This is a genomic window from Haematomicrobium sanguinis DSM 21259 (assembly GCF_000688395.1).
In the GTDB taxonomy this organism is placed as follows: domain Bacteria; phylum Actinomycetota; class Actinomycetes; order Actinomycetales; family Micrococcaceae; genus Haematomicrobium; species Haematomicrobium sanguinis.
The window spans coordinates 138,883-160,870 of record NZ_JIAG01000004.1; the positions used below are offsets into that span (position 1 = coordinate 138,883).

A 21,988-nucleotide genomic window follows, 5' to 3' on the forward strand; every position below is an offset into this window, starting at 1 on the left:
CGATGCGCGCCTCAGCCGCGCGCCCCGCCGTCGTGCTTTGCTCACCGGGGCAAAGGTGGGTGCCGGGCGGCTATTTTTTGCGGGCCACCAGTTCGCCGGTGTTTTGCGCCGTGCGGATCGAGGCGACCACGAATTCCATGCCCATACGGATGAAGATGATGTAGACGAGCGCGACGATCGGCCCAATGATGAGCGCGATAAAACCGAATCCGATATTCATGCTGAAGGCGCTGATGGTGAAGAACAGCCACGTCAGACCGATTAAACCGATTGCAATGGCGTACACGATTCCGGTGATTTCCGGGGTGATGAACTTGCGGAATTTGAAGTCGAACAGTTTGCGGAAGAACCCGCCCGCTTCATTGGCGACCTGGTCCGCGCTCGGGAAGTTGTACGGGTTGTTGCCCGGGTTGTTGCCTGCGCCGGGGCGGTCTTCGGGTGGTGGTGGAATGTTGCTCATGTGTGAGTCCCCATATTCTCAAGCGGTCACGCTGGCTCGGTGACCTGGTGCCATTCAGCCTATCCCCCCTCGTTCCCGCGTTCCCGCGTTTCGCATCCCCGCACCGCGTTTCAAGACCCGTATACAGGGATGAAATTGCGGTACGGGGATGCGAAACGCGCTCGCTGGCGGCCGGGCCGGACTAGCTCGGTCAGCCGATCATGCCCCAAATGAGGAGTGTTGCGGCGAAGACGATGCCGGAGACGATCATGGTGGCGACGGTGTAGCCCAGGATGTCGCGCATTTTGAGGCCCGCGATCGCCAGTAGCGGGAGCGCCCAGAATGGCTGGATCATGTTGGTCCACTGATCGCCATAGGCAACGGCCATGATCGCGATGCTGGGGTCTACGCCGAGGCGGTTGGCGGCGTCCAGCATGATGGGAGCCTGCACCGCGAATTGGCCGCCGCCGGAAGGGACAAAAAAGTTGACGAGCCCGGCAGAAAGGAGCGCGAAGACGCCGAAGGTGACGGGGTTGGAGATGCTGACGAAGAAGTCGGAGAAGAGCGCGATAAGGCCGGTTCCGGTCATGATGCCTAAGATTCCGGCGTACAGCGGGAATTGCAGCAGGATCTCGCCGACGTTGCTTGCCGCGCCTTTGGTGAGGGCAATGAGTTCGAAGGGGCTTTTGACCAGGAGCAGGATGAGAGCGAGGAAGCTCCAGTTCACGATGTCGAGGGTGAGCGTGCCGCCGCTGGCAAAGTGAATGATGAGGTACGCCACGAGCAGTAGCCCGAGAGCGAGCGTGAGAATGCGGCTCGCGTCGACGCGGTCGGCCGGTGTCTCGATGGTGTCTTTGCTGCCCGTATCCTCGGCGAGGTTGACCTGCAGCTCCTTGATGGTTGCGGTGTTGCGCGGTGCCATGAAGTAAACCAGCAGGCTGATCGCAATGATGGTGACGAGCGCCGCGATCATGTTGATGGGAGAAAACGTGGTCTGGGTGATGGGGATGGTGGTGCCCAGTTGTTTGGCGATGAAGCTGTCGGGGGTTGCCGCGGTGAGCGGACCGGAGCCGGAGTAACCCATGTGCCAGACCACGAAACCGGAGAACGCGGAAGCGACCAGTAGCGGAAAGTGCACGGGAATGCCTTTGGCCCGGAAGCTGGCCGCAATCTCCTTGGCGAGCAGTGCCCCGACCACGAGCCCGAGCCCCCAGGTAATCAGGCTGGCAATCGATGACACCACGACTACAAACACGTAAGCGCCACGTGCTGTTTTGGGCACAGCGGCGAGGCGTTGGAGCAACTTGCGGACAGGACCGGTGTTGGCGAGGATGTGCCCGAGGAGCAGAATCAGCGCCATTTGGGTGGTGAAGGCGAGGAGGCCGGAAAGCCCATCGCCCCAGCTTTGGATAATGAGAACCGGACCGGAGCCGGTCATGAAGAGCGCCGCAAGCGCCACAATAAATGTCAAAACGATTGCAAAGACTAGGGCACTGGGGATAAACCGTTCGACCAGGGTATTGACCGGTCGCATGACGCGCGCGAATCCGCGCTCGCTTACGTGTGTTTTGGACACCGTGTACACCTCATCGTGTGGAGATCCGTGGATGGTTTCGGACGCGCAGGACGGCGGAAGCGCCTCCGGAACTCATCCTAATTTGCACACTCAATATCGACTGTGCAGATAATGCACGCTTTAACGGCGTGTCGCGTGCGTGTTCTGCACAGTCGAATTGGAGTGGGGTGGGAAATTGGCGGCCAAAAGTGGTAGCTAAAACCGGTTTAGTCGCCTAGGGTTAGATGAGTTGACACTTCTCAATGACTCTTGGGGTGGGCACCGGTGAAAAGCACGACGGCGAGTGGCTGGCTTACACGAGGCCGCGAAAGCTTGGCCGCGGGGTTGCGCATGTTGAAATTCCAGTGGACAGCCTCTCCTGTTGCTTTCGTGGTTTCACAAATCGGCAACATTCTCCGACAAGCGTTCCAGCGACTATTAGTGATCGCGACGGGCATCACCATTGACGGCCTCGTCCGTGCACCGGATAGCGGGCCCGGCGCCTTTACGCTGGGAATCATACTGATAGCCGTGGTGCTCTTTATCGATCCCGTGACAAAACAGCTTTCCGAAATTGCCGTCCAGAAGCTCAAGACCAATACCACTACCCTGTCCAATGTCTCACTTGCCGAACTGGCGTTGGCGGACCCCACGCTTCACGCCATCAGCGAGCCGCAGCGGTCCGCCAAGTGGAAGCGGCTCAACACCAAACTCAACGACTGGATGTGGCTCTACTGGAGCGACGCAAACCTGGACAACCTTGCAACGCGATTCGGCGCTCTGCTCTCCTTCGCCATTGTCGCCACCTGGAACATTTGGATCGCACTGCTCCTATCCCTAGGGCACATCATTTCCTCGCGCGTAGCGGGAAGCTGGAACGACCTCGTCTTTCAAGAATTCGACGCCGCCCCCGGATCGGACCTGTACCGAGCCGAGTTCCTGCGCAAAAAGCTGATGAACGCCGAGAACGCGAAGGAGGTGCGGCTGTTCGGCTGGACGCCGTGGTTCTTGGCGGACTTTCGCCGTCTTTGGGAGAACTCGCTCGCCAACATCTGGCCATCCCGCAAACAGATGTCCAAGCGCGCCTTGGCTTCCGGCGCGATCCAAATCCTTACCCACAGCGTCGCCGTTGCCGTGCTCATTCTTAACATCCGAGACGGGATCGTTTCTGCGGGCCAGGTCCTTACCATTTTCGGAACCCTCGCCTCCTTGGGCGGACTTGGATACTTGGGCTTTCCACAAACGGTGGCAAAGTCTAACGCCGAAATCGTGACCGACCTTGTTAGCGAGCGCACGGAAGCGGGTCTAGATCCAGTGGCACGCGTCCGGGATCTCAAAACGGAGGCGGGCATTAGCCGTCGAAGCGTAACAGCTACCAAGCCCGTCAACGTCACTATCCGTAATCTCACTTTTGGATATCCGGGCCGTGCGCCCATCTTTCACAACCTCAACCTGGACATCCCGGCGGGCCAATCGGTCGCGATCGTCGGCGTCAACGGTGCCGGGAAATCCACGCTCATTAAGCTTCTATGCGGGCTCTACTTACCGACATCCGGCTCCATCTCGCTCAACGGAAAGGCACCGCTGGACGCCCGAGGTGATATCGCCGTCGTATTTCAAGAATTTGAACACTATCACCGCACGCTCGCGGAAAATATTGCCGTGGGCGCCTTTGGCGCCGAGGTGCCGCAGGAGGTCCTCGACCGGGTGCTCGAGCAAGCGCGCGGCACCGGCCTGCTCACCGAAGAGCGCGGCTGGGACACCATGTTGAGCGCAGAGTATGACGGCGGTACCGACCTTTCCGGCGGACAGTGGCAGCGAGTAGCGCTCGCCAGGGCATTCACCTCGCTCGCGTCGGGTGCGGGGTTGCTCATCCTGGACGAGCCGACCTCCGCACTGGATGTGCGGGCGGAAAAGGAGCTGTTTGACGATTTTCTCTCGGTCACCAAGGGGGCGACCACCATCCTGGTCACGCACCGGCTCGCCGCCGTGCGACGCGCGGAACGCATCATTGTGATTGAGGACGGACGCGTTGTCGCGGACGCCTCGCATGAGGAACATATGCGTAATGGCGGGCTCTATGCAGACATGTTTCGATTGCAGGCCTCCCGTTATGTCGATGCGGAGGAGGCACAGTGAAGACCTTGCGCAACCTCTGGTTCCTCGGCAAAATCTCCTGGAAAGCGAACCCCTGGGCCACCATCCTCGCGATCATTTCGTTGCCGGTCTCTCTCCTTGGTTCACTGCAGAGTGTGGCAGTGGGCATGCTTGTTGCCGGGGCGCTGTCGGTTAATGTCACCCTGATGGTGGTTTCGGGAGCGATCCTGGTGTTTTCCATGTGCGCAGGCCCCGTGCTGGAGTTGTTGCGCGCCGAGGCGATGACCAAGCAGCGTGAACGGCTCGCGCTGGAATTTGATGAGCGGGTTGGCAAGCTGTACGGATCTCTTCCGACGATTAACCACCTAGTCGATAAGGAACTGCTCGACAAGGTGGAAAACCTGCGGACAAATCAGTCCGCGCTGGGGCAGGCATGGATCAGCGTGATTGGCGGACTGCAGTCGATTGTGACGGTGGTCGGTGTGCTCGTGGTCGCATTTTCGATTGACTGGCGCCTCTCCCTGATCGCCCTGGCATCCACCATCAATCTCGTGGGACCGATCTTTTTCAAGCGGTGGGATGATAAGGCGGACAAGCTCTCCGCCCCGGCGGGCCGGGCAACCCGGCATCTGATGGACCTGTCCACCGACGTTCGGCACGGCGCCGAACTCCGAGTGTTCGACATGCGGCCGGACATCATGCGCAGGCTCTTCCGGCATTCGCGTGAACGCGCCATCCCCCGGTACCACGCACAGCTCAAGCGGGGCGCATTTGCAACCATCGAGGCGATCATCATCGGCGTTGTCGCGATTTGGGTGTTGTACTCGATGGGGCAGGACGTCATCGGTGGGAAGCTTGGGGTTCCGCAAATGGCGGCGGCGCTGGCGCTTCTGACCCAATTGACCTGGCTCGCCGGACAGGCCGGCTGGATGATCGCGTTCTTTGTGCGGTCCTTGCAGATCGTGAACTTCTACATGGTGCTAGAGGACTACGCCGAGGACGTGCGCAGTGCCCACTCGGGCACTCGGGCGGCGCCGTCGACGCTGCAAACCGGCATCGACCTGCGCGGCGTGAACTTCACCTATCCCGGTGCGGACTCCCCCACTCTAAAGGACGTCAATCTGTCCCTTCCCGCGGGCGCCGTGGTTGCCGTGGTCGGAGAAAACGGCTCCGGCAAAACCACCCTGGTGAACACCGTGGTGGGGCTCTACAACCGGGACGCGGATGACGTGTTCATCGACGGGGTTCCTGCCAGTGAATTCAACGTCGAGTCACTGCGCGAGGCAATGACCGGATCTTTCCAGGATCACGCGAGGTTGGAGTTTGCGGCCAAGGATGAAATTGGGTCCGGGCATTTACAGACCAGGGAGAACTTAGTGGCAGTGGGCACGGCCGCTGATCGAGCCGGTGCTACCACAGTGTTAGAGTCCCTCCCCTCGGGCGCAGAGACCCAGCTCGGCACCCAGTGGCCAAACGGGCAGGACCTGTCCGGCGGACAGTGGCAACGCCTGTCCCTGGCCCGCGGTTTTATGCGCACCACCCCGCTGGTCACCATCTTGGACGAGCCAACCTCCGCTCTCGACGCCTCCGCAGAACATGACCTCTTTGACCGTTACATCCGCGCGGCCAATGACTCCCGCGCCCGCGGCGGCATCACCATCTTGGTCACACACCGCTTCTCTACCGTGCGCCAAGCGGACCTCGTGGTGGTCATGCGCGGCGGCGAGGTGTTTGAGGTCGGCACCCATGCTGAGCTCATGGCCAAGAACGGCTATTACGCAGAAATGTATGAGCTCCAAGCCGGCGGCTACCGCTAGCTTTAACGCGTTTCACATCCCCGTACCGCATCCGCATCCCCTTATACGGGGATGAAAATGCGGTACGGGGATGTGAAACGGGGAGAGGGTACGCGCTAGGCGTTGTTGGACTTAGCCTTGCGGTACGCCTCAATAATGTCCGCGCGAATACGGCCGCGCTCATTCACCGGGTAGCCATTTTCTTTGGCCCATTCGCGAATGATTGCCGTCTCGCGGTTGCGCTGCGCAGCTGCGGCAGAGCCGGGCGTACGCGGACGACCGACACGGCTGCTCACCTTACGCGCAACCTCAACATACGGTTCTAACAGTTTCCGAAACTTATCTGCGTTTGCCGTTGACAGGTCAATCTCGTATTGATTGCCCGCCAGTCCAAACTGGACGGTTTCATCGGCGTCGCCGCCGTTAAAGTCATCCACCAGGACGACATTAATTTTTTGTGCCATTCCCATGCACCCCTTTAGTAGGCAGAATTCAGTGAAGTGCTACTAAAACAGTATGTCGCAAGAAATCCGTCCTGGTCAAAAGAATTCTTCTAATTGGGATCGATTTTGCCCTCGGCGATCAGCTTGGCGCGCACTTCGGCTTCCGCTTTCGCCTGTGCGCGCCGCTCCGATTTGTCGGCATTGAATATGGCACGCAGGGCTAGGTAGAAAACAAAGCCAACGACAGTCGAGGGGAGCAATACCCACAACACGTCAATTACTGGTTGCATTATTTGTCCTTCGGCGCTTCTGGCTTCAGCATGGGAAACAGTATGGACTCGCGGATCCCCGCGGACGTGAAGAGCATGACGAGGCGGTCGATTCCCAGGCCGATCCCGCCCATCGGCGGCGCGCCAAATTCCAGCGCCCGCAAGAAATCTTCATCCAACTGCATGGCCTCGGCATCCCCGCCGGCGGCACGCAAAGACTGCTCGGTCAGTCGTTCGCGTTGGATCACCGGATCAATGAGTTCGGAGAACGCAGTCCCGCGCTCCATACCGCCAATGATGAGATCCCACGCTTCAATCAGCCCGGGTTCGCTGCGATGCGGACGTGCCAGCGGTTGTGCAGACGGCGGGTAGTCATAAACAAAGGTCGGTTGCAAGAGCTTTGGCTCCACGATTTCACCAAAGAGCTCTACCACGAGCTTTTCCGCGTCCCACGCAGGATCCACCTTGACCTGGAACTTCTCCGCAATTTCGCGCAACTGCGCTGCCGGGGTTTCGGGCGTTACCTCCACACCCACGGCCTCGGAGAGGCCCGGATACACTCCCAGCCAGCGCCATTCGCCATCCAGGTCAATGATCCCCGCTTCGGTCTCGATCTGGCGGCTACCCACCAGATCCGCCGCGCTCAGAATGATTTCTTTCATTCGCTCCGCCATCACAAACTGATCGGCGTACGCTTCATAACACTCGAGCATGGTGAATTCGGGGCTGTGCGTGGAATCAACGCCCTCATTACGGAATATACGGCCAATCTCATATACCCGGTCAATTCCACCGACCACCGCGCGCTTGAGATACAGTTCCAGCGCGATTCGAAGCGTCATGCGCTGATCAAATGCATTGACGTGCGTCTCAAAGGGCCGGGCAGCCGCGCCACCGTGAATCAATTGCAAAATGGGTGTCTCTACCTCGACATAGCCATATTTGTGCAATGTGTCCCGGACGGATTGGGTAATTGCGGCGCGGGTTCGGACCATTTCGCGGGCTTCTTCACGGACCATGAGGTCGACGTAGCGCTGCCGAATCCGGTTTTCGTCGCTGAGATCGGCGTGCAAAACGGGCAACGGGCGCAACGCCTTGGACGCCATTTCCCACTTGTCTGCCATGACCGAGAGCTCGCCGCGCTTAGAGCTAATCACCCGGCCGGACACGAAAACGTGGTCGCCCAAATCGACGAGCGCCTTCCAATCGGCCAAGGATTCTTCACCGACCACGGCCTGGGACAGCATGACCTGCAGCCGCGCTCCGCTACCCTCTTGCAAAGTGGCGAACGCCAGCTTGCCGGAGTTACGCATAAACACGATGCGCCCCGCGACACCCACCACGGTTTCGGTCTCTTCGCCGGGCTCAAGATCGGGGAATTCAAAACGCACCTCCGCCAGGGTGTGCGTGCGCGGGACCCCAACCGGGTACGCCTCGCGTCCACGCTCCAAAAGAGCCGCGCGCTTGGCTTTGCGCACCTCTACCTGGTCATGGGTATCGATCGGGGACTCGGCTTCAGGGGATTTGGTCGTCACGGGCGTTAATTCTACGTTCTCGCCCCGTCGCGCCCACAATCGCGCACCGCAAAATACAGACAGTTCACAGGATCACGTTGTCAATCAGCCGAACCGAACCCACCCTTGCCGCCACCACGAGCAACCGTTCCGCGGATTCCGCGTCCACCCGCTCCGCATTGCCCGCCTCGCCAACCGGGGCGAGAGTCAGCGCGTCCACCAACTCCAAGTAATCCAATTCCACCCCGGGCGCCGCCGCCAACTGCTCGCGCAGGCCGCCCACATCAAGCGGCTCCCCTGCCTCAACCCGGCGCCGAGCCTCGCGCAGAGTCGCCGAAAGCGCAAGCGCATTCTCGCGATCCTGCGCATCCAAGAACCGATTCCGCGAAGACATCGCCAGCCCATCGGATTCACGCACGGTGGGCACCGGCACAATATCGACCGGAAAGTTCAGCTCACGCACCATCAGCCGAATCAACGCCAACTGTTGCGCATCCTTCTGCCCAAAAAACGCCTTGTACCCCACGGGTTCGGCAACCCCGCCAAACGGCGGCGCTCCCAGATGCAAGAGCTTCGTCACCACGGTCAGCACCCCGTCGAAGTGCCCAGGCCGCGATGCGCCCTCCAACACGGACGCAAGCGGACCCGCCTGCACACTCACCGCAGGCAGCCCGTTGGGGTACACCTCCTCGACGGACGGCGCGAACACCACATCCACGCCAGCCTCCCCCAACAACCGCAGGTCCTCATCCAGCGTCTTGGGATACCGTTCCAAATCCGTGGGATCGCCAAACTGTAGCGGGTTCACAAAAATCGTCGCGACCACCACATCGCACTGCTCACGCGCCGCGCGCATGAGCGCGACGTGACCGGCGTGCAGGGCTCCCATGGTCGGCACCAGTCCCAGCGTCAGCTGATGTCCGACGGCGTTGCCCACCTGCCTGCCTCGGGCCGCCAAGAGCTGGTGCTTGGCAGCAGTAAATTCGGCAACTGTGGTGGTCAGCAAGGGTTCAGTTCTCGTCACGCTTTAGTGCCTCTCGTAGGGATGTCGCGACCTCCGGGGAGAGCTTCCCGCGGCGCAGGGCGCGATCAATGGTGGCGCCAGAGAGGTGGCGGTAGCTTTCGGGGACATCAGTCGCCTCACCGCGGGCGGCTAGCTCGTCCAAGGCGCGCACATGTTCGCGAACCGTACTCACGTCCCCGCGCGCAACCGGTCCGGTGAGCGCCGACTCTCCCGTGCTCAGCGCATTGTCCAGTGTGGAGCGCAAGAGCGGGCCAAGCATTCGTGCCGGATCGCTGACACCGATACTGCGCAACAGCGAGGCGGACTGGCCAACAAGAGTCACCAAATGATTGGACCCGTGGGCCAAGGCGGCGTGATAGATCGGGCGGTCTGCTTCGGCGATGACCACCGGCTCGCCGCCCATCTCCACTGCGAGCGCCTGGGCGATCGGAAGCACCTCCAGTTCTCCGCTGACACCGAAAACCGTGTCGGTCAGGCGGGACAGGTCAAGCTCGGTACCGGTGAACGTCATTGCCGGGTGAATAGCCACCGTCAACGCACCCTGGCTCGCTGCCGGTTCCAGTATTTTGGCGCCGTATCGACCCGAGGTGTGCACCACGATTTGGCCCTCGTGCCAGGCACGAGCTCCGCTCAACGAGCCGATCAACGGCTCCAGTTGGTCATCGGGAACGGCGAGCAATACCAGCTCTGAGCGGTCGACAACGGTCGCCAGGTCCGCCACGGGCACCCCTGGCAAGAGGTCGCGGACCCGGTCGCGGGACTCCTCGGACCGCGCCGTCGCCGCAATCACGGCGTGTCCGGCGGCACGTAACGCGGCGCCGAGAACGGCACCCACCTTTCCTGCACCCACGATCCCTACACCGAGGCGCACCGGTTCCATCTCACTCAACGCTCGTGTCCTTATTGTCCGCAGTTGCCGCAGTTGCCGCCGCGTCTTCGCGTTGTGCACGTGCTACTTGTTGCAGCTCGCGCATCCAGGCGGCCGGTTCCACACGGCGCCGGGACGCGGTGGCGGCATCGATTTCGTCAATGAAGAGCCGCTCGCCCACGGCAAGATCGGCCTGAATGACCGCGGGAGAGACCGGGCCGTCGGTGGTTTGCACACGCAAGGTCAGGACATCGAACTTTCGCGATAGCGGTCCGCGATGAGTGGTCACCGATTGCACCTTCTGGTGCGGGACGATATCGACATTGCGCAAAGCCCTGCCACGACGGGTGACCAGCAGACGATCCGTGCTGGCAAATCCGTTGCGCCGCCACCCCAGCGGCGAAATGAAACGTACTCGGCGCGGCGAGGTGGTGTAACCATCGGTGGACGGAGAACCGTCTTTCGGGGCCAGCCCGTGAATGCCGTTGCGCAATAGCGTATCTGCACCGCCTGGCCCAAGGTTAGAGCCCGGATCTTGAATCACCAGATTCATGATCTGCAACACCTGATCCCAGCTTCCTACCGGAAGCAGAACCGTGCGAACCGTCTTAGCGCCCTCCCCCGAGGAGGAGCTACCCGCACCATAACCTGCGACATTCATGCTCATCTGGTAGAGGCCGCCGTTCTTGCGCTCGACGAACCGCCATAGAAATGGCTGGGTAATCTTGACCGCTTGAATTCGCCCGGGCGGTACGGTCTGTGCGCGCGTATCGAGAAGGCCCGCTCGGAGCCGAAGCCCGTCCGGGCTCTTTGCGACGCTGAAGTTATAGGAACTGGCAAACGCGCCCCACGCGGCCGCAACCATGCCGACCAGCGCAATGATGAAGGAAAATAGCGTCCACACAGGCACCACTTGCGCGAAGATAAGAACCGCAAACACCAGCACACCGACCACAATGAGCAGCACGCTGGAATTGAGCAAGGACGCGATCAGAGTCCGCTTGGGGGGCACCTGGAGGACCGGAATCTCGGGGGCTTCCGGGATTTGGCGAGTATCGCCGTCGTTCATCTCGATACCGGATGCGCGGCCAAGGATGGTGGCGCGCAATTGCCGGGCGTCGTCCACGCCAAGGTAGGCCAAGCGGACCGCGGATTCGCCCGCATCCGCAACCTCAAACTTCAATTCGGCCAGGCCGAAGAGCCGGGCCAGGAGCGGCTGGGAAATGTCCACGGCCTGCACCTTGTCCAGACGCGCCTGCCGATTTTGCTTGAAAATGACGCCGCTTTTGGTGCGTACGTGCTCGCCGGTGACCTGGTAGAGCGTGACGCGCCAGGCGATGAGAAAGTACACCACGATCACGATCGCGCCGCCGCCCATGATCAGCAGCGGAACCAGGACATCGCCGCGACCGCCGCGCGCACCCGGGGCGCCGAACATGCCCGCCGCACCGCGCTCGAGGATCGGCCGGCCGACCGCCACGACCAGGATGACGAACACAAACCACCCGCGCACCAGCGGAGATACGAGGTGGACGCGGTGCCAGGCGCCGTCGGCGAGATTCCTTTCGGTATTCTCTGGGCGTGCCGGTGCGCTCATATGCCCGCCAAGAGCGCTTCGCCGCGGGCGGAGAGCTGTTCGCGCAAGCGTTCGGCCTCGGCGGCGGGAAGGCCCGGAATGTTCGCGTTCGTCGCAGAGGACGCGGTGTGCAGCTTCACCGTTGCCAGGCCGAAAGCGCGCAAAATGGGGCCGACCTGCACGTCGACAAACTGCATGCGGCCATAGGGCACCACGACCATGCGCTCAAAAATCACTCCGCTCTTGACGAGGAGATCCTCGTTGCGTTCGGCGTAACCTATGGCCTTGACTTGGCGCGGGATGAGGAAGAGCGGAATCAAGATCATGAGCGCCGCAAAGACCGCGAGGATGATGCCAAGCCAGAGTGGGAAGCCGCGCCACGGTCCGGCCGCGCGCAATACCAAGGGGGCGAAGCCGATCACAGCCCACACGAGTGAGCCGATAGCCCAACCGATGTAGCGCACTTGGAGGTACTTCGGCGAGACGGGCTGCCAGGCAATATCCGGGCCGGGCGCGGCGCCGGGTGTGCCTTGCGCGGGCCGGTTCGGCACGGGCTGGTTCGGCGCAGGCTGCGGCACGGGCTGGTTCGGCGTGGGCTGTGGCGGGCGCGGCGCACTCATCTCAGGCGTATTCTCCATGGTCTTCCGTTCCCCGTTCTGCCCCATCGGTGTCTTGCGGCGGGATTTTGCAAAAGTTTTCCACGATGTAGCCGACAGCCACGAGAGCGAGCCCGGTGCCGATGAGCGCCAACGCATTCCAGGTGTTGCCGTGATTCGCGCGCTCGCTCCAGGTGGCGAGTTGATCCACCATGAGCCCGGCATGCCACCCCACAATGAGGGCTCCGGTGTAGGCCAGCGCTTGACCGAGGACCAAGATGCGCACGGCTACCAGCGGCGAAAGTTTCGTATCCTTCCCGTCCCGCAATCGCTTCACTCGCCAACCCATGTAGAGCGTGAAACCGCCCACTGCAACCAGCGTGATGATGGATTCGTAGGGTAGGACAAGCGTGGGCCAGCCTTGGCGGGTGCCCCAAAGGTTGACCAGCCAGGACAGAATGGCCGTGACGGCGGCGGTCAGCGCGAGCCAACGTGCGCGAAGTTTACTCATCGACGCGCACCAGCCCGTCTGCGTCTTCGGCGCGGGCGGCGAGCTCGGCCACTTTTTCACCATCCAGTGTCGCCTCGGGATCCATCCAAGCCCACGGTTGCAAGACAAAGGCGCGTTCGGCGGCGCGCGGGTGCGGGAGGGTCAAGGCGGGGTCGTCGCTGCGCTCTTCAGCGTAGGTGATGATGTCGATGTCCAAGGTGCGCGGCCCCCAGCGGACCTCGCGGGTGCGGTGGTGCCGGTTTTCGACGCTTTGGGTGTGCGCAAGGAGTTCGCCGCTGGAGAGGACCGTGGCGACCTCAATGACCTGGTTGAGGTAATCGGGTTGCTCCGGTCCGCCGACCGCTTTGGACCGGATGCGCGGGGACCTTTTCAAAATGCGCACAGTCCCCTCGGCTTCCAAGTCTTCTAGCGCACCGTCGAGTTCGCTGGCAGAGTCGCCGAGATTGCTCCCCAAAGCCAGAACTGCCGTCTGTGCGTCCTGCACCCGAACTCCTCTCCGCACGCCACTTGCCCTGTAGTTCCAGTCTAGGTGCCCCGACGCCGGCATGCCGTCCGCGTCCGAGCTGCAATGCGGGTCCACTCCACGCCTCAAGTAGACCCATAACAGTTATGGGTCTAGATCAGCGCCGAACTCGACCCCGGCACCGCGTCCAGAACTCAGGCCGTCCTAAAAATGGACACCGTCACGTCATTGAACGGCACCGGGATCGGCGCTTTCGGTTTGTGGATGGTGAGTCGAATCGCGGCAACCTCGAACTCGGCCAGGATCCGCGCCGCGGTGCGCTCGGCGAGAGTTTCAATGAGATTGACCGGTTCGGTCGCGATCTCTTCGCGAATGAGTTCGGCGACTTCTGCGTAGTTGGCGGTTTTGGTCAGATCATCGCCAGCAGCCGCCGCCCGCGTATCCAAAAACAGTGTCACATCGGCAATAAACGGCTGCCCCTCGCGCCGCTCATTGTCCAACACGCCGTGAAATCCCACCGCCGTCACACCCGTCACCGTGACTTGGTCAAGCCCGTCGACGCCGCCGCCCGCCGCCACATCCCCGGCACCCCCGGCTACGGGTCCGGCGTCCAGGCTCACAGCCCGCTCTCCGTCCGCGCCTTGTTAATGGTTTGCATCGTCAGCACAGCGGCCAGGTTTCCCGGCACGTCGTGGACCCTAACACCCCACACACCGGCGGTGCTTAAGTGCGCGGTGGTCGCGATCGTGGCGGCGTCCCGCTCCTGCGGCGGCACCTCTTTGCCCCCGCGGGACAGTAGCGCCCCGAGGAAACGCTTCCGGCTCGTCCCCACAAGAATCCGGTCGCTCACTTCATACAGCCGCGCAATTTCGGCGATCAGCTGCCAGTTGTCCTCGGCGGTCTTAGCGAAGCCGAGCCCCGGATCGGCAATGATCTTTCCGGCGTCCACACCGGCTGACACAAAACGCTCCTTGACCGAGTTCATCTCGGCAACGACCTCAGAAATCAGGTTGCCGTACTGGGCCTGCGAGTCCATTGTTTGCGCGTCACCGCGACGGTGCATGAGCACATACCACACGTCATTCTGCGCAATGACCGAAGGCATTTCGGCATCAAAATTCAGTCCGGAGACATCATTGATGATCTTCGCTCCAGCCTCAATCGCGGCCCTCGCCGTCGAGGCATTCACGGTGTCAACGCTGACCAGAACGCCGGCCTTCACGAGCGCTTGCACCACCGGCAGCACCCGGCGCTGCTCCTCGTCCTCCGGCACCCGCTCGGCTCCGGGCCGAGTCGACTCGCCGCCCACGTCGATAATGTCGGCGCCCGCGTAGTGCATCTTCAAACCGTGCGCGATCGCATCGTCGACGTTCTTGTATTTCCCACCGTCGCTAAAGGAGTCCGGGGTGACGTTCAATACTCCCATCACCAGGGTCCGGTCGGTCGGCAGCTCGGCAAAAGTTTTGGGGCTCCGCACCCGGCGCACGGTGGGCAAGGGAGAGGTTGCCGGTCCGGTTCCGGGGGCTGCGGCGAGTGAATCCATGAGTGAGCCTTCGCGTCAGATGGGCCAAAAGTAGGGGCGTCGTTAGCCCAAGATGAGGCTCATCGCCTCGGCACGAGTCGCGCTGTCGCGCAATTGCCCGCGCACCGCTGACGTTACCGTTTTCGCCCCGGGTTTGCGAACTCCGCGCATCGACATGCACAGGTGTTCGCATTCGATAACGCAAATGGCGCCGCGCGGATTCAGGTGCTCCATCAACGCATCGACAATCTGCGAGGTCAGCCGCTCCTGCACCTGGGGGCGCCGCGCGAACAGATCCACCAGCCGCGCCAGCTTGCTCAGCCCCGTGACCTTCCCATCAACCGAGGGAATGTAGCCAATATGCGCGCTCCCGTGAAACGGCACCAGGTGATGCTCGCACATCGAGTAGAACGGGATGTCCTTGACCAGCACCATTTCATCGTGCTGAATATCAAAGGTCGTGGACAAAATATCCGCCGGATCCTGGCCAATCCCGGAAAACACCTCGGCGTAGGAGCGCGCCACCCGCGCCGGCGTATCCTTCAGCCCGTCGCGGTCGGGGTCCTCGCCGACGGCGATCAGGATTTCCCGGACCGCCTTCTCGATGCGCTCCAGGTCCATGTCCTGATGTTCGACGACGCCCCTCGCCTTTTCGGCGTCACTCACCGTGGTTCTCCCGCACCGGGGCCGGTCTCCGGCAGATCGTTCGGACCGTCACCGCCCACGTCGGTAATGGGGTTGCTTGGCGGGGTCGCGTCTGGGCTCAGCACCCCTTCCACATCGGTGACCGCGGCCTCAAAGGAGGAATCCGCGCCTTCTTCAGTATCGCCGTCGTTCTTCTTTTCTTCCGCGGCCTTTTCCTTGCTGGATTTGACCGGCGGGACATCGTGAACCGGGCGGGATTCCTTGGAGAGCCAAACTAGGCGGAAGTCCCGCTTCTTCACGTCCGCGAAGATTTCGGCGATTTCGGCTTCGTTGAGGGTCTCGCGCTCGAGGAGCTCATAGGCCAGGCGATCCAGGACGTCGCGATTGTCGGTGAGGATTTGGTAGGCCTCGTCATGCGCGGTGTCGATGAGACGGCGCACCTCTTCATCGACGACGTACGCGACCTGGTCCGAGTAGTCTCGCTCGCTGGCCATGTCACGGCCGAGGAACGGTTCGCCGGAGCCCTGGCCGAGCTTGACCGAGCCGATGCGCTCGCTCATGCCGTACTGGGTGACCATTTTGCGGGCGGTGGCGGTCGCCTTTTCGATGTCGTTGGAGGCGCCGGTGGACGGATCGTGGAAGACGATTTCTTCGGCGACACGGCCGCCCATCGCATAGGCGAGTTGATCCAGGAGCTCGTTGCGGGTAACCGAGTATTTGTCATCGGTGGGGAGCACCATGGTGTAGCCGAGGGCGCGGCCGCGCGGCAGGATGGTGACCTTGGTGACCGGATCCGAGTTGCGCAACGCCGCGGCGACGAGAGCGTGACCGCCCTCGTGATAGGCGGTGATCTTGCGTTCGTGCTCGCTCATTATTCGGCTGCGCTTTTGCGGACCGGCAATGACCCGGTCGATCGCTTCGTCGAGGGCGCGGTCGTCGATGAGTTGCGCGTTGGAGCGGGCGGTCAGGAGCGCGGCTTCGTTGAGGACGTTGGCGAGATCCGCACCGGTGAAGCCCGGCGACCGTTTCGCGACCGAGTTCAAATCCACGCCGGGTGCCATCGGCTTGCCCTTGGCGTGCACTTCCAGGATTTGCTGGCGGCCCTTTAAGTCCGGTGCTTCCACCGCAATTTGACGGTCGAAACGCCCGGGGCGCAAAAGCGCCGGGTCCAGCACGTCGGGGCGGTTGGTGGCGGCAATCAGGATGACGTTGGTTTTGACGTCGAAGCCGTCCATTTCCACGAGCAACTGGTTCAGGGTCTGCTCGCGTTCGTCATTGCCGCCGCCGATACCGGCGCCGCGGTGCCGTCCAACGGCGTCGATTTCGTCGATGAAGACGATGGCGGCCGGGTTTTGCTTGGCCTGCTCGAAGAGGTCGCGGACACGCGAGGCGCCGACGCCGACAAACATTTCGACGAAGTCGGAACCGGAAATCGAATAGAAGGGCACCCCGGCCTCTCCCGCGACGGCGCGGGCGAGGAGTGTTTTACCGGTGCCGGGAGGGCCGTAGAGGAGCACGCCCTTGGGGATTCTCGCGCCGACGGCCTGGAACTTTTCGGGTTCGGCGAGGAACTCCTTGATCTCCTGAATTTCTTCGACGGCCTCGTCCGCGCCAGCAACGTCCTGGAAGGTGACCTGGGGCATGTCCTTGTTGAACATCTTGGCCTTGGACTTGCCAAACTGCATGACCTTGGAGCCCCCGCCTTGCATGCGGGAGAAAATAAACCAGAAGATCAGCAAGAAGATAACCAGGGGCAACAGGAAGCCCAGCATGGAGATCAGCCAGTTGTTTTCGATGGGCCGATCGTCATAGGACTCGAGGTTTGCCTGGTTGATGGCGTCCACCGCGTCCTCGGCGCGCGCGCCCGAGTACAGGAAGTAGACGCTGGTGCCCTTGTCCTCGTAGGCCTCTTTAAGGTTCAGGTCCACGCGGCTTTCGCCATCGTTAATGCGGGCTTCTTTGACCTTGTTGTCTTCGAGCAGGCTCATGCCCACGCTCGTGTCGACCTTGGCCGAGCCCTGCTGGGTAAACAGCGGGAACACGGCAAGCAGCACCACAACCGCCAACAGGATCCAGATCAGTGGACCCTTGAAAATCTTCTTCGCGTTCATCAAAAATGGGCAGGCGTCGCCCAGTCCCTTCCACGGCACAAACTTCTACAACATGACAAGCAGGTTTCCAGCTTGTCATTATTCCTTGGTAATCACGTATTTGAGAACCGTTTTGTTCCCAAGGCTTAACTGCCCGCGCCCTTAACCCGCCACTTCCTTCGCCAAGAAGGCAGCTGTCGGCAGCTGGCGGCAGCTCCTACTCGTAGACGTGCGGCGCAAGCGTCCCGACGAAGTCCAGATTGCGGTACTTCTCGGCAAAATCCAGCCCGTACCCGACCACAAACTCGTTCGGGATATCAAAGCCGACGTACTTGACGTCAATCGGCACCTTCGCGGCCTCGGGCTTGCGCAGCAGAGTGCAGATCTCGATGCTCGCGGTCCCGCGCGATTCCAGGTTGGACTTCAGCCAGGAGAGGGTCAGCCCGGAATCGATAATGTCCTCGACAATGAGCACGTGCTTGCCCATCAGGTCGGTTTCTAGGTCCTTCAAAATCCGCACCACGCCGGAGGATTGCGTCCCCGAACCGTAAGAGGAGACGGCCATCCAGTCCATCGTCACGTGTGAGTGCAACGCCCGCGCCAGGTCCGCCATAATCATGACGGCGCCCTTGAGCACGCCCACCAACAGCACATCGCGACCCTCGTAGTCCCGGTCAATTTCAGCGGCGAGCTCGCGAACCCGTTGCTCGATGTCTTCCTTGCTGTACAGAACGTGCTTGAGGTCCGCTTGGACGTCGCTTGAATCCACCCAAATCTCCTGGAGTGCGCTAAATTTTTACCCGCCCGGCGGCGCGGTTTCTTTAAACACAAGATTGCCATATTCGCGGCCCGTTTTGCCACGCACCTGGCGCCACACACTCACCTTCCCGGACATCTGCACGGGCCCTGCGGACCCGGTGCGCGCCAGTAGAGTTTCGGCCGCCGAAATCCGCTCTTGCGTGGGTTGTTCCCCACCACAATGTACGACGGCGCGTGCCAGCAACCGCGCACGGATTGCCTTAGGCGCCTCCCGCAAGTCGCGTTCGGCCAGCAGTAATCCTTCCTCGGATTCTCGGGCAATTCTGGCGAATTCCCGGTCAACGTGCTGATCAATGAAGTCGGCATCTGCCGCGAGTATCGCGGCGCTGCGGTGCAACGCTTTAGCAACCCCCGGACCCAATTGCGCTTCGAGGTAGGGGAGCACCTCGGTGCGTACCCGCGAGCGCGCGAACCGCGGGTTAGAGTTGTCCGGGTCTTGCCACGGTTCAAACCCCAAGACACCGGCGATGTGTTCGGTATCACCGCGAGTGAGGTTGATGAACGGGCGCAGCAAATTGACGCGCTGTCCAGACTCGGTTGCTACCGTGTTGGCGACCGGCATCCCGGAGAGCGATCGGGTACCCGAGCCGCGAGCGAGCCCCAAGAGAACCTGTTCCGCTTGGTCATTGAGAGTATGCCCCAACAACACGAGTTCCGCGCCGGTTTCAGCGCGCGCCTCGGCAAATGCCGCGTAGCGGGCGGCGCGGGCGCTGGCCTCGGGGCCAAGTCCGTGCCCGGATTCGACCGTGACGCCCTTGACGATCACCGGGTCCAGGCCAAGTTCTCCTATCGCCTGCGCGGTACGCACGGAAACCTCGCGAGTTTCCGGTTGCAGGCCGTGATCCACCACCACGGCGCCGACCCGAAGCGCGCGCGTGCCATCGGAGCGCACTCGATTGAAGTACTCGGCGACCCCGGCAAGCGCCAATGAGTCCGCGCCGCCGCTACAGGCGATCAACACCAGCGGAGTGTCTCCGCTTTCTAACCACGGTGCGAGCGCGGCCCGCAACTCGTTGCGCGCCGTCGCGACAGTCGGGTCGAGCCGACGCTTCACCGCGACGCCTGATCCATTCTCTCTAACCACAGCTTTGGCTCGGCAATTTCTGTCTCGGTGGGCAGATTTTCCGGGCGCTCCCAAATCCGGTTGAAGCTTTCCAGACTGCTTGCCTCGACGACGCCGCGAACAAACTTGGCCCCGGCGACATACTGTTGGGCTTTGGCATCCAGACCAAGCAGCTTGCGAATGAACTTCTCCACGCTGGAGCGGGAGCGGCCGCGATCATTAAAGCGCTGGCGAATCGTCTTCACGGTAGGAATGACGCTCGCATCGACCGAATCCATAATGACGGTCGCGTGACCCTCCAGAAGCGACATCACCGCGGTCAAATGAGAAATGCGCGCCTTGTCTTCTTCGCTCGCAAAGAGATTGAGTGCACCGCCGGATTCGCTGGGCGCCTCGTCCCTTCCGGTTGCGGCCTCGAGCGCGCTCTTGGCCTGTTTGGCGCCGGAGGACAGGCGTTGGGCAAAGGTCGAGGCGTTTTCGGCGAGCCCGCGGCTCAGAACCGAAATGTTCTCGATCATGTGGGCCTTGAGCCAGGGTGCTGCCGCAAATTGGACGCGATGCGTTTGCTCGTGCAGGCAGACCCAGAGCCGGAAGTCATCCGGATTCACCTTGAGTTCGCGCTCGATCTCCACAATATTGGGCGCCACCAAGAGCAGGCGCCCGTTCATACCGGCGCGATCGGCGAAGGGCTCGTATTGACCCAAAACCTTGGTCGAAAGCAGCGCGAGTATGGCCCCGATCTGCGCTCCGGCAATGTTCGTGCCGACCCTGGATGCCGTCTGCGACACCCCCTCGGCGCTCTGCCGCGCCTTGTCATTGAGCGCCTCAAGCGCGGGGGCTAACACCACGTCAAAGGCTTGGCTGTTTGCCTTGGCCCAACCCGCGCGATCCACCACCAGGAGGTCCGAGTCCCGCAGGTCTTTGGCCGCGTCCAGCTTGGTCAGCTCGTGTACCAGGTCGACTGACCGCTCGGCATGAGCGCGAATATTTGCCACCGCCGCGCGAATCTCGGCCGCATCCAGTTTGGGCCCGGCGGGGGCGAGTTTGGTCGCGGTGGAGGCGGCAAGCTGCCAATTAATGCGAAGTTCTGGCTGTGCTGAGCTCATAAGAACATCGAACCACACGGCACTGACAGCGAGGTTAAATGACGCTAGCGGCATAACCGTCGCACAGCACCCAAGCACGCCGGCGCAAGGCGAGGCGCGCGAAAAAGCCGGGCACACGCCGTCGTACCTCAAACCCTTTTCGGAGATTCCGTAATTCCGGAACTTTGATACGGTATGGTCATGGCAGTTGATGATCGCTTAACGGCACTGGAAGCGCGCGTCTCCGCGCTGGAGTCCTCGTCCGCCCCGGCCAACACCGGGCTGCCGCCCAGCACCGAGGACACCTTTTGGGCGTTGCTGGAGTTGGCCAGGCGCAATGGCCGCCCGGAGAGCAACGGGTCGGTCATGATCGTCGGCGACGTGGCCGCACCGAACGGACAGGCCGCGCAGTGGCAACTCGAGGCAAACCTTGATGACCTGCTCGCCCAGGATTGGGGCGAGCGAGCCGGGGTTTTCGCCGCGCTCGGCGCGCCCGTTCGGCTGGAGATCCTTCGGGCCGTCATCACGGGACGGGCCGCGACCGCGAAAGAGCTCGGCGAGGTGTTAACCGCGAATTCCAGCGGGCAGATCTACCACCATCTAAAGGAGCTGACGGCCACCGGGTGGCTCGTGGCAACCGGCAACAAGGGCTTCGCCGTGCCGCCCGGACGGCTCGTTCCGCTACTGACCACGATCTTGGGAGGCCAACGATGAGCGCTCAACTTTCTACGGCACCGCACAACGGGCTCGTGCGCACGATCGCTCGATTCAAAACTGCGCTTTATTGGGCGCTCATTGCGTGGGCTGGCATCGCTATTGTGCTGGGTATTCCATGGTGGGTATTCATAGCCGTGGAGTTGGCGATTATCGTGGTCGCCAGCGTCACTCCGGCGCTGCGCACCGACCCGCCGCAATCGGTTGCCGTGCCGGTACGCGGGGAGTGGGCCGCACTCAATTCACCCGGAACCCAGATACCGAGCCATGGGACACGGCTGTATGGGCAGTCGCACGCGATCGATATTTTGCGCGCCAACACCAACGGGGAACCCGTGAAATTTGGGTGGCGCGATGGATTCCGAGCGCCGGAAGGATTCGCCTCATTCGGTGAGCCGGTATTTGCGGTCCGGGACGGGGCTGTGGTGCGCGCGGCCGGCTCGCAACGCGATCACCGCTCGCGCAGCTCCATTCCGGCACTGCTCTACCTGATGCTGGTGGAGCAGTTTCGGGTGCTGGGCGGATTTGCGGCCGTGGGTGGGAATCACGTCGTGATCGATCACGGTGACGGGACGTTTTCGGCGTACGCGCACTTGAAGCGGGGCAGCGTGGCGGTACGGCCGGGCGATCGCGTGCGTGCGGGTCAACAGATCGGGCAGGTTGGGAACTCGGGGAATTCTTCCGAGCCACACCTGCACTTTCAACTGATGGACCGGGCGATGCCCACCGCCGCTGCCGGACTGGATTTCCGGTGGGACGGGGTGGAAATTGTGCCAGGCCAGCACGACAATCACTGGCCCGCCGAGAAGGTCAGCACCGAGATCACGCCTGGAATTCCGGCAAATGGGCAGGTTTTTTGGGCGGAACCATGCTAGCGGCATCCGCGCGGCACGCCCCGG

Annotated in this window: 22 protein-coding genes; 4 read left to right on the plus strand and 18 right to left on the minus strand. The window is 61.9% G+C overall.

The genetic code is table 11. The features are described from left to right. Positions 1-70: 70 nt before the first annotated feature. The gene (locus O148_RS0104915; protein ID WP_051619853.1) at positions 71-460 is read right to left on the minus strand and encodes a DUF4282 domain-containing protein; all 390 of its coding nucleotides are present in this window, start codon (positions 458-460) and stop codon (positions 71-73) included. Between the two features lie 190 nt (positions 461-650). Further along, positions 651-1,973 carry a short-chain fatty acid transporter gene (locus O148_RS0104920; protein WP_051619879.1) on the minus strand — a complete coding sequence of 441 codons (1,323 nt, stop codon included), beginning with the start codon at positions 1,971-1,973 and terminating at the stop codon, positions 651-653. 411 nt (positions 1,974-2,384) lie between these two features. Between O148_RS0104920 and O148_RS16975 the strand changes: the two genes are divergently transcribed. Together O148_RS16975 and O148_RS16980 are read left to right on the plus strand one after the other, a co-directional pair. Continuing rightward, positions 2,385-4,133: an ATP-binding cassette domain-containing protein gene (locus O148_RS16975; protein ID WP_051619854.1), complete on the plus strand. Its 1,749-nt coding sequence runs from the start codon at positions 2,385-2,387 to the stop codon at positions 4,131-4,133. Further along, a complete protein-coding gene (locus O148_RS16980) occupies positions 4,130-5,908 on the plus strand; it encodes an ATP-binding cassette domain-containing protein (protein ID WP_051619855.1) in 1,779 nt (592 codons plus the stop codon). The genes O148_RS16975 and O148_RS16980 overlap by 4 nt, the downstream gene beginning before the upstream one ends. A gap of 95 nt (positions 5,909-6,003) precedes the next feature. Here O148_RS16980 and O148_RS0104935 read toward each other — a convergent pair whose 3' ends face one another. From O148_RS0104935 to O148_RS0105010, 16 genes are all read right to left on the minus strand, one after another. Further along, complete coding sequence (locus O148_RS0104935; RefSeq protein ID WP_026530023.1) at positions 6,004-6,351, minus strand: histone-like nucleoid-structuring protein Lsr2; 348 nt, start codon at positions 6,349-6,351, stop codon at positions 6,004-6,006. Positions 6,352-6,440: 89 nt separating this feature from the next. Next, positions 6,441-6,620 carry a hypothetical protein gene (locus O148_RS14935; RefSeq protein ID WP_035744968.1) on the minus strand — a complete coding sequence of 60 codons (180 nt, stop codon included), beginning with the start codon at positions 6,618-6,620 and terminating at the stop codon, positions 6,441-6,443. Continuing rightward, on the minus strand, positions 6,620-8,134 hold the full coding sequence (gene lysS, locus O148_RS0104945) for a lysine--tRNA ligase (protein WP_026530024.1): 1,515 nt from the start codon (positions 8,132-8,134) through the stop codon (positions 6,620-6,622). The genes O148_RS14935 and lysS overlap by 1 nt, the downstream gene beginning before the upstream one ends. Positions 8,135-8,198: 64 nt before the next feature. Then, positions 8,199-9,137, minus strand: coding sequence for a pantoate--beta-alanine ligase (gene panC / locus O148_RS0104950; protein ID WP_026530025.1), 939 nt, complete (start codon positions 9,135-9,137; stop codon positions 8,199-8,201). Continuing rightward, on the minus strand, positions 9,124-10,017 hold the full coding sequence (locus O148_RS0104955) for a Rossmann-like and DUF2520 domain-containing protein (protein ID WP_035744972.1): 894 nt from the start codon (positions 10,015-10,017) through the stop codon (positions 9,124-9,126). Before O148_RS0104955 ends, panC begins: the two co-directional genes overlap by 14 nt. Position 10,018: 1 nt before the next feature. Further along, positions 10,019-11,602, minus strand: coding sequence for a PH domain-containing protein (locus O148_RS14940; protein ID WP_051619856.1), 1,584 nt, complete (start codon positions 11,600-11,602; stop codon positions 10,019-10,021). Beyond that, positions 11,599-12,219: a PH domain-containing protein gene (locus O148_RS0104965; RefSeq protein WP_240470796.1), complete on the minus strand. Its 621-nt coding sequence runs from the start codon at positions 12,217-12,219 to the stop codon at positions 11,599-11,601. The genes O148_RS14940 and O148_RS0104965 overlap by 4 nt, the downstream gene beginning before the upstream one ends. Continuing rightward, positions 12,203-12,688 carry a DUF3180 domain-containing protein gene (locus tag O148_RS0104970; RefSeq protein WP_026530028.1) on the minus strand — a complete coding sequence of 162 codons (486 nt, stop codon included), beginning with the start codon at positions 12,686-12,688 and terminating at the stop codon, positions 12,203-12,205. The genes O148_RS0104965 and O148_RS0104970 overlap by 17 nt, the downstream gene beginning before the upstream one ends. Continuing rightward, the gene (gene folK, locus O148_RS0104975) at positions 12,681-13,172 is read right to left on the minus strand and encodes a 2-amino-4-hydroxy-6-hydroxymethyldihydropteridine diphosphokinase (RefSeq protein WP_026530029.1); all 492 of its coding nucleotides are present in this window, start codon (positions 13,170-13,172) and stop codon (positions 12,681-12,683) included. Before folK ends, O148_RS0104970 begins: the two co-directional genes overlap by 8 nt. 173 nt (positions 13,173-13,345) lie before the next feature. After that, the gene (gene folB, locus O148_RS0104980; protein WP_338035372.1) at positions 13,346-13,771 is read right to left on the minus strand and encodes a dihydroneopterin aldolase; all 426 of its coding nucleotides are present in this window, start codon (positions 13,769-13,771) and stop codon (positions 13,346-13,348) included. Further along, complete coding sequence (gene folP / locus O148_RS14945; RefSeq protein ID WP_051619857.1) at positions 13,768-14,694, minus strand: dihydropteroate synthase; 927 nt, start codon at positions 14,692-14,694, stop codon at positions 13,768-13,770. The genes folB and folP overlap by 4 nt, the downstream gene beginning before the upstream one ends. Positions 14,695-14,736: 42 nt before the next feature. Then, positions 14,737-15,294 (minus strand): GTP cyclohydrolase I FolE, encoded by a 558-nt coding sequence (folE, locus tag O148_RS14950; RefSeq protein WP_084157100.1) that lies wholly within the window; start codon positions 15,292-15,294, stop codon positions 14,737-14,739. Between the two features lie 41 nt (positions 15,295-15,335). Next, positions 15,336-17,429: an ATP-dependent zinc metalloprotease FtsH gene (gene ftsH, locus O148_RS14955; RefSeq protein WP_035744976.1), complete on the minus strand. Its 2,094-nt coding sequence runs from the start codon at positions 17,427-17,429 to the stop codon at positions 15,336-15,338. A 196-nt stretch (positions 17,430-17,625) separates the two neighbouring features. Beyond that, the gene (gene hpt, locus O148_RS0105000) at positions 17,626-18,177 is read right to left on the minus strand and encodes a hypoxanthine phosphoribosyltransferase (RefSeq protein ID WP_026530031.1); all 552 of its coding nucleotides are present in this window, start codon (positions 18,175-18,177) and stop codon (positions 17,626-17,628) included. Between the two features lie 27 nt (positions 18,178-18,204). Continuing rightward, positions 18,205-19,281, minus strand: a complete 1,077-nt coding sequence (gene tilS / locus O148_RS0105005; protein WP_075204285.1) for a tRNA lysidine(34) synthetase TilS — start codon at positions 19,279-19,281, stop codon at positions 18,205-18,207. Continuing rightward, entirely contained in the window at positions 19,278-20,396 is a 1,119-nt protein-coding gene (locus O148_RS0105010; RefSeq protein WP_026530033.1) for a zinc-dependent metalloprotease, read from the minus strand. The genes tilS and O148_RS0105010 overlap by 4 nt, the downstream gene beginning before the upstream one ends. Positions 20,397-20,576: 180 nt before the next feature. Between O148_RS0105010 and O148_RS0105015 the strand changes: the two genes are divergently transcribed. Then, a complete protein-coding gene (locus O148_RS0105015; RefSeq protein WP_035745058.1) occupies positions 20,577-21,089 on the plus strand; it encodes a winged helix-turn-helix domain-containing protein in 513 nt (170 codons plus the stop codon). Next, positions 21,086-21,964: a M23 family metallopeptidase gene (locus O148_RS14960; RefSeq protein ID WP_051619858.1), complete on the plus strand. Its 879-nt coding sequence runs from the start codon at positions 21,086-21,088 to the stop codon at positions 21,962-21,964. Before O148_RS0105015 ends, O148_RS14960 begins: the two co-directional genes overlap by 4 nt. Positions 21,965-21,988 lie beyond the last annotated feature (24 nt).

Bases quoted from the DNA above. Each gene is read 5' to 3' on its own strand.
- O148_RS0104920 (WP_051619879.1), bottom strand. From the start codon at position 1,973: ATGCGACCGGTCAATACCCTGGTCGAACGGTTTATCCCCAGTGCCCTA.
- O148_RS14940 (WP_051619856.1), bottom strand. From the start codon at position 11,602: ATGAGCGCACCGGCACGCCCAGAGAATACCGAAAGGAATCTCGCCGAC.
- O148_RS0105010 (WP_026530033.1), bottom strand. From the start codon at position 20,396: ATGAGCTCAGCACAGCCAGAACTTCGCATTAATTGGCAGCTTGCCGCC.
- O148_RS0105015 (WP_035745058.1), top strand. From the start codon at position 20,577: ATGGCAGTTGATGATCGCTTAACGGCACTGGAAGCGCGCGTCTCCGCG.
- ftsH (WP_035744976.1), bottom strand. From the start codon at position 17,429: ATGAACGCGAAGAAGATTTTCAAGGGTCCACTGATCTGGATCCTGTTG.
- folP (WP_051619857.1), bottom strand. From the start codon at position 14,694: ATGGATTCACTCGCCGCAGCCCCCGGAACCGGACCGGCAACCTCTCCC.
- O148_RS0104955 (WP_035744972.1), bottom strand. From the start codon at position 10,017: ATGGAACCGGTGCGCCTCGGTGTAGGGATCGTGGGTGCAGGAAAGGTG.
- O148_RS0104915 (WP_051619853.1), bottom strand. From the start codon at position 460: ATGAGCAACATTCCACCACCACCCGAAGACCGCCCCGGCGCAGGCAAC.
- O148_RS14935 (WP_035744968.1), bottom strand. From the start codon at position 6,620: ATGCAACCAGTAATTGACGTGTTGTGGGTATTGCTCCCCTCGACTGTC.
- folE (WP_084157100.1), bottom strand. From the start codon at position 15,294: ATGGACCTGGAGCGCATCGAGAAGGCGGTCCGGGAAATCCTGATCGCC.
- O148_RS0104970 (WP_026530028.1), bottom strand. From the start codon at position 12,688: ATGAGTAAACTTCGCGCACGTTGGCTCGCGCTGACCGCCGCCGTCACG.
- O148_RS0104935 (WP_026530023.1), bottom strand. From the start codon at position 6,351: ATGGCACAAAAAATTAATGTCGTCCTGGTGGATGACTTTAACGGCGGC.
- O148_RS0104965 (WP_240470796.1), bottom strand. From the start codon at position 12,219: ATGGAGAATACGCCTGAGATGAGTGCGCCGCGCCCGCCACAGCCCACG.
- O148_RS14960 (WP_051619858.1), top strand. From the start codon at position 21,086: ATGAGCGCTCAACTTTCTACGGCACCGCACAACGGGCTCGTGCGCACG.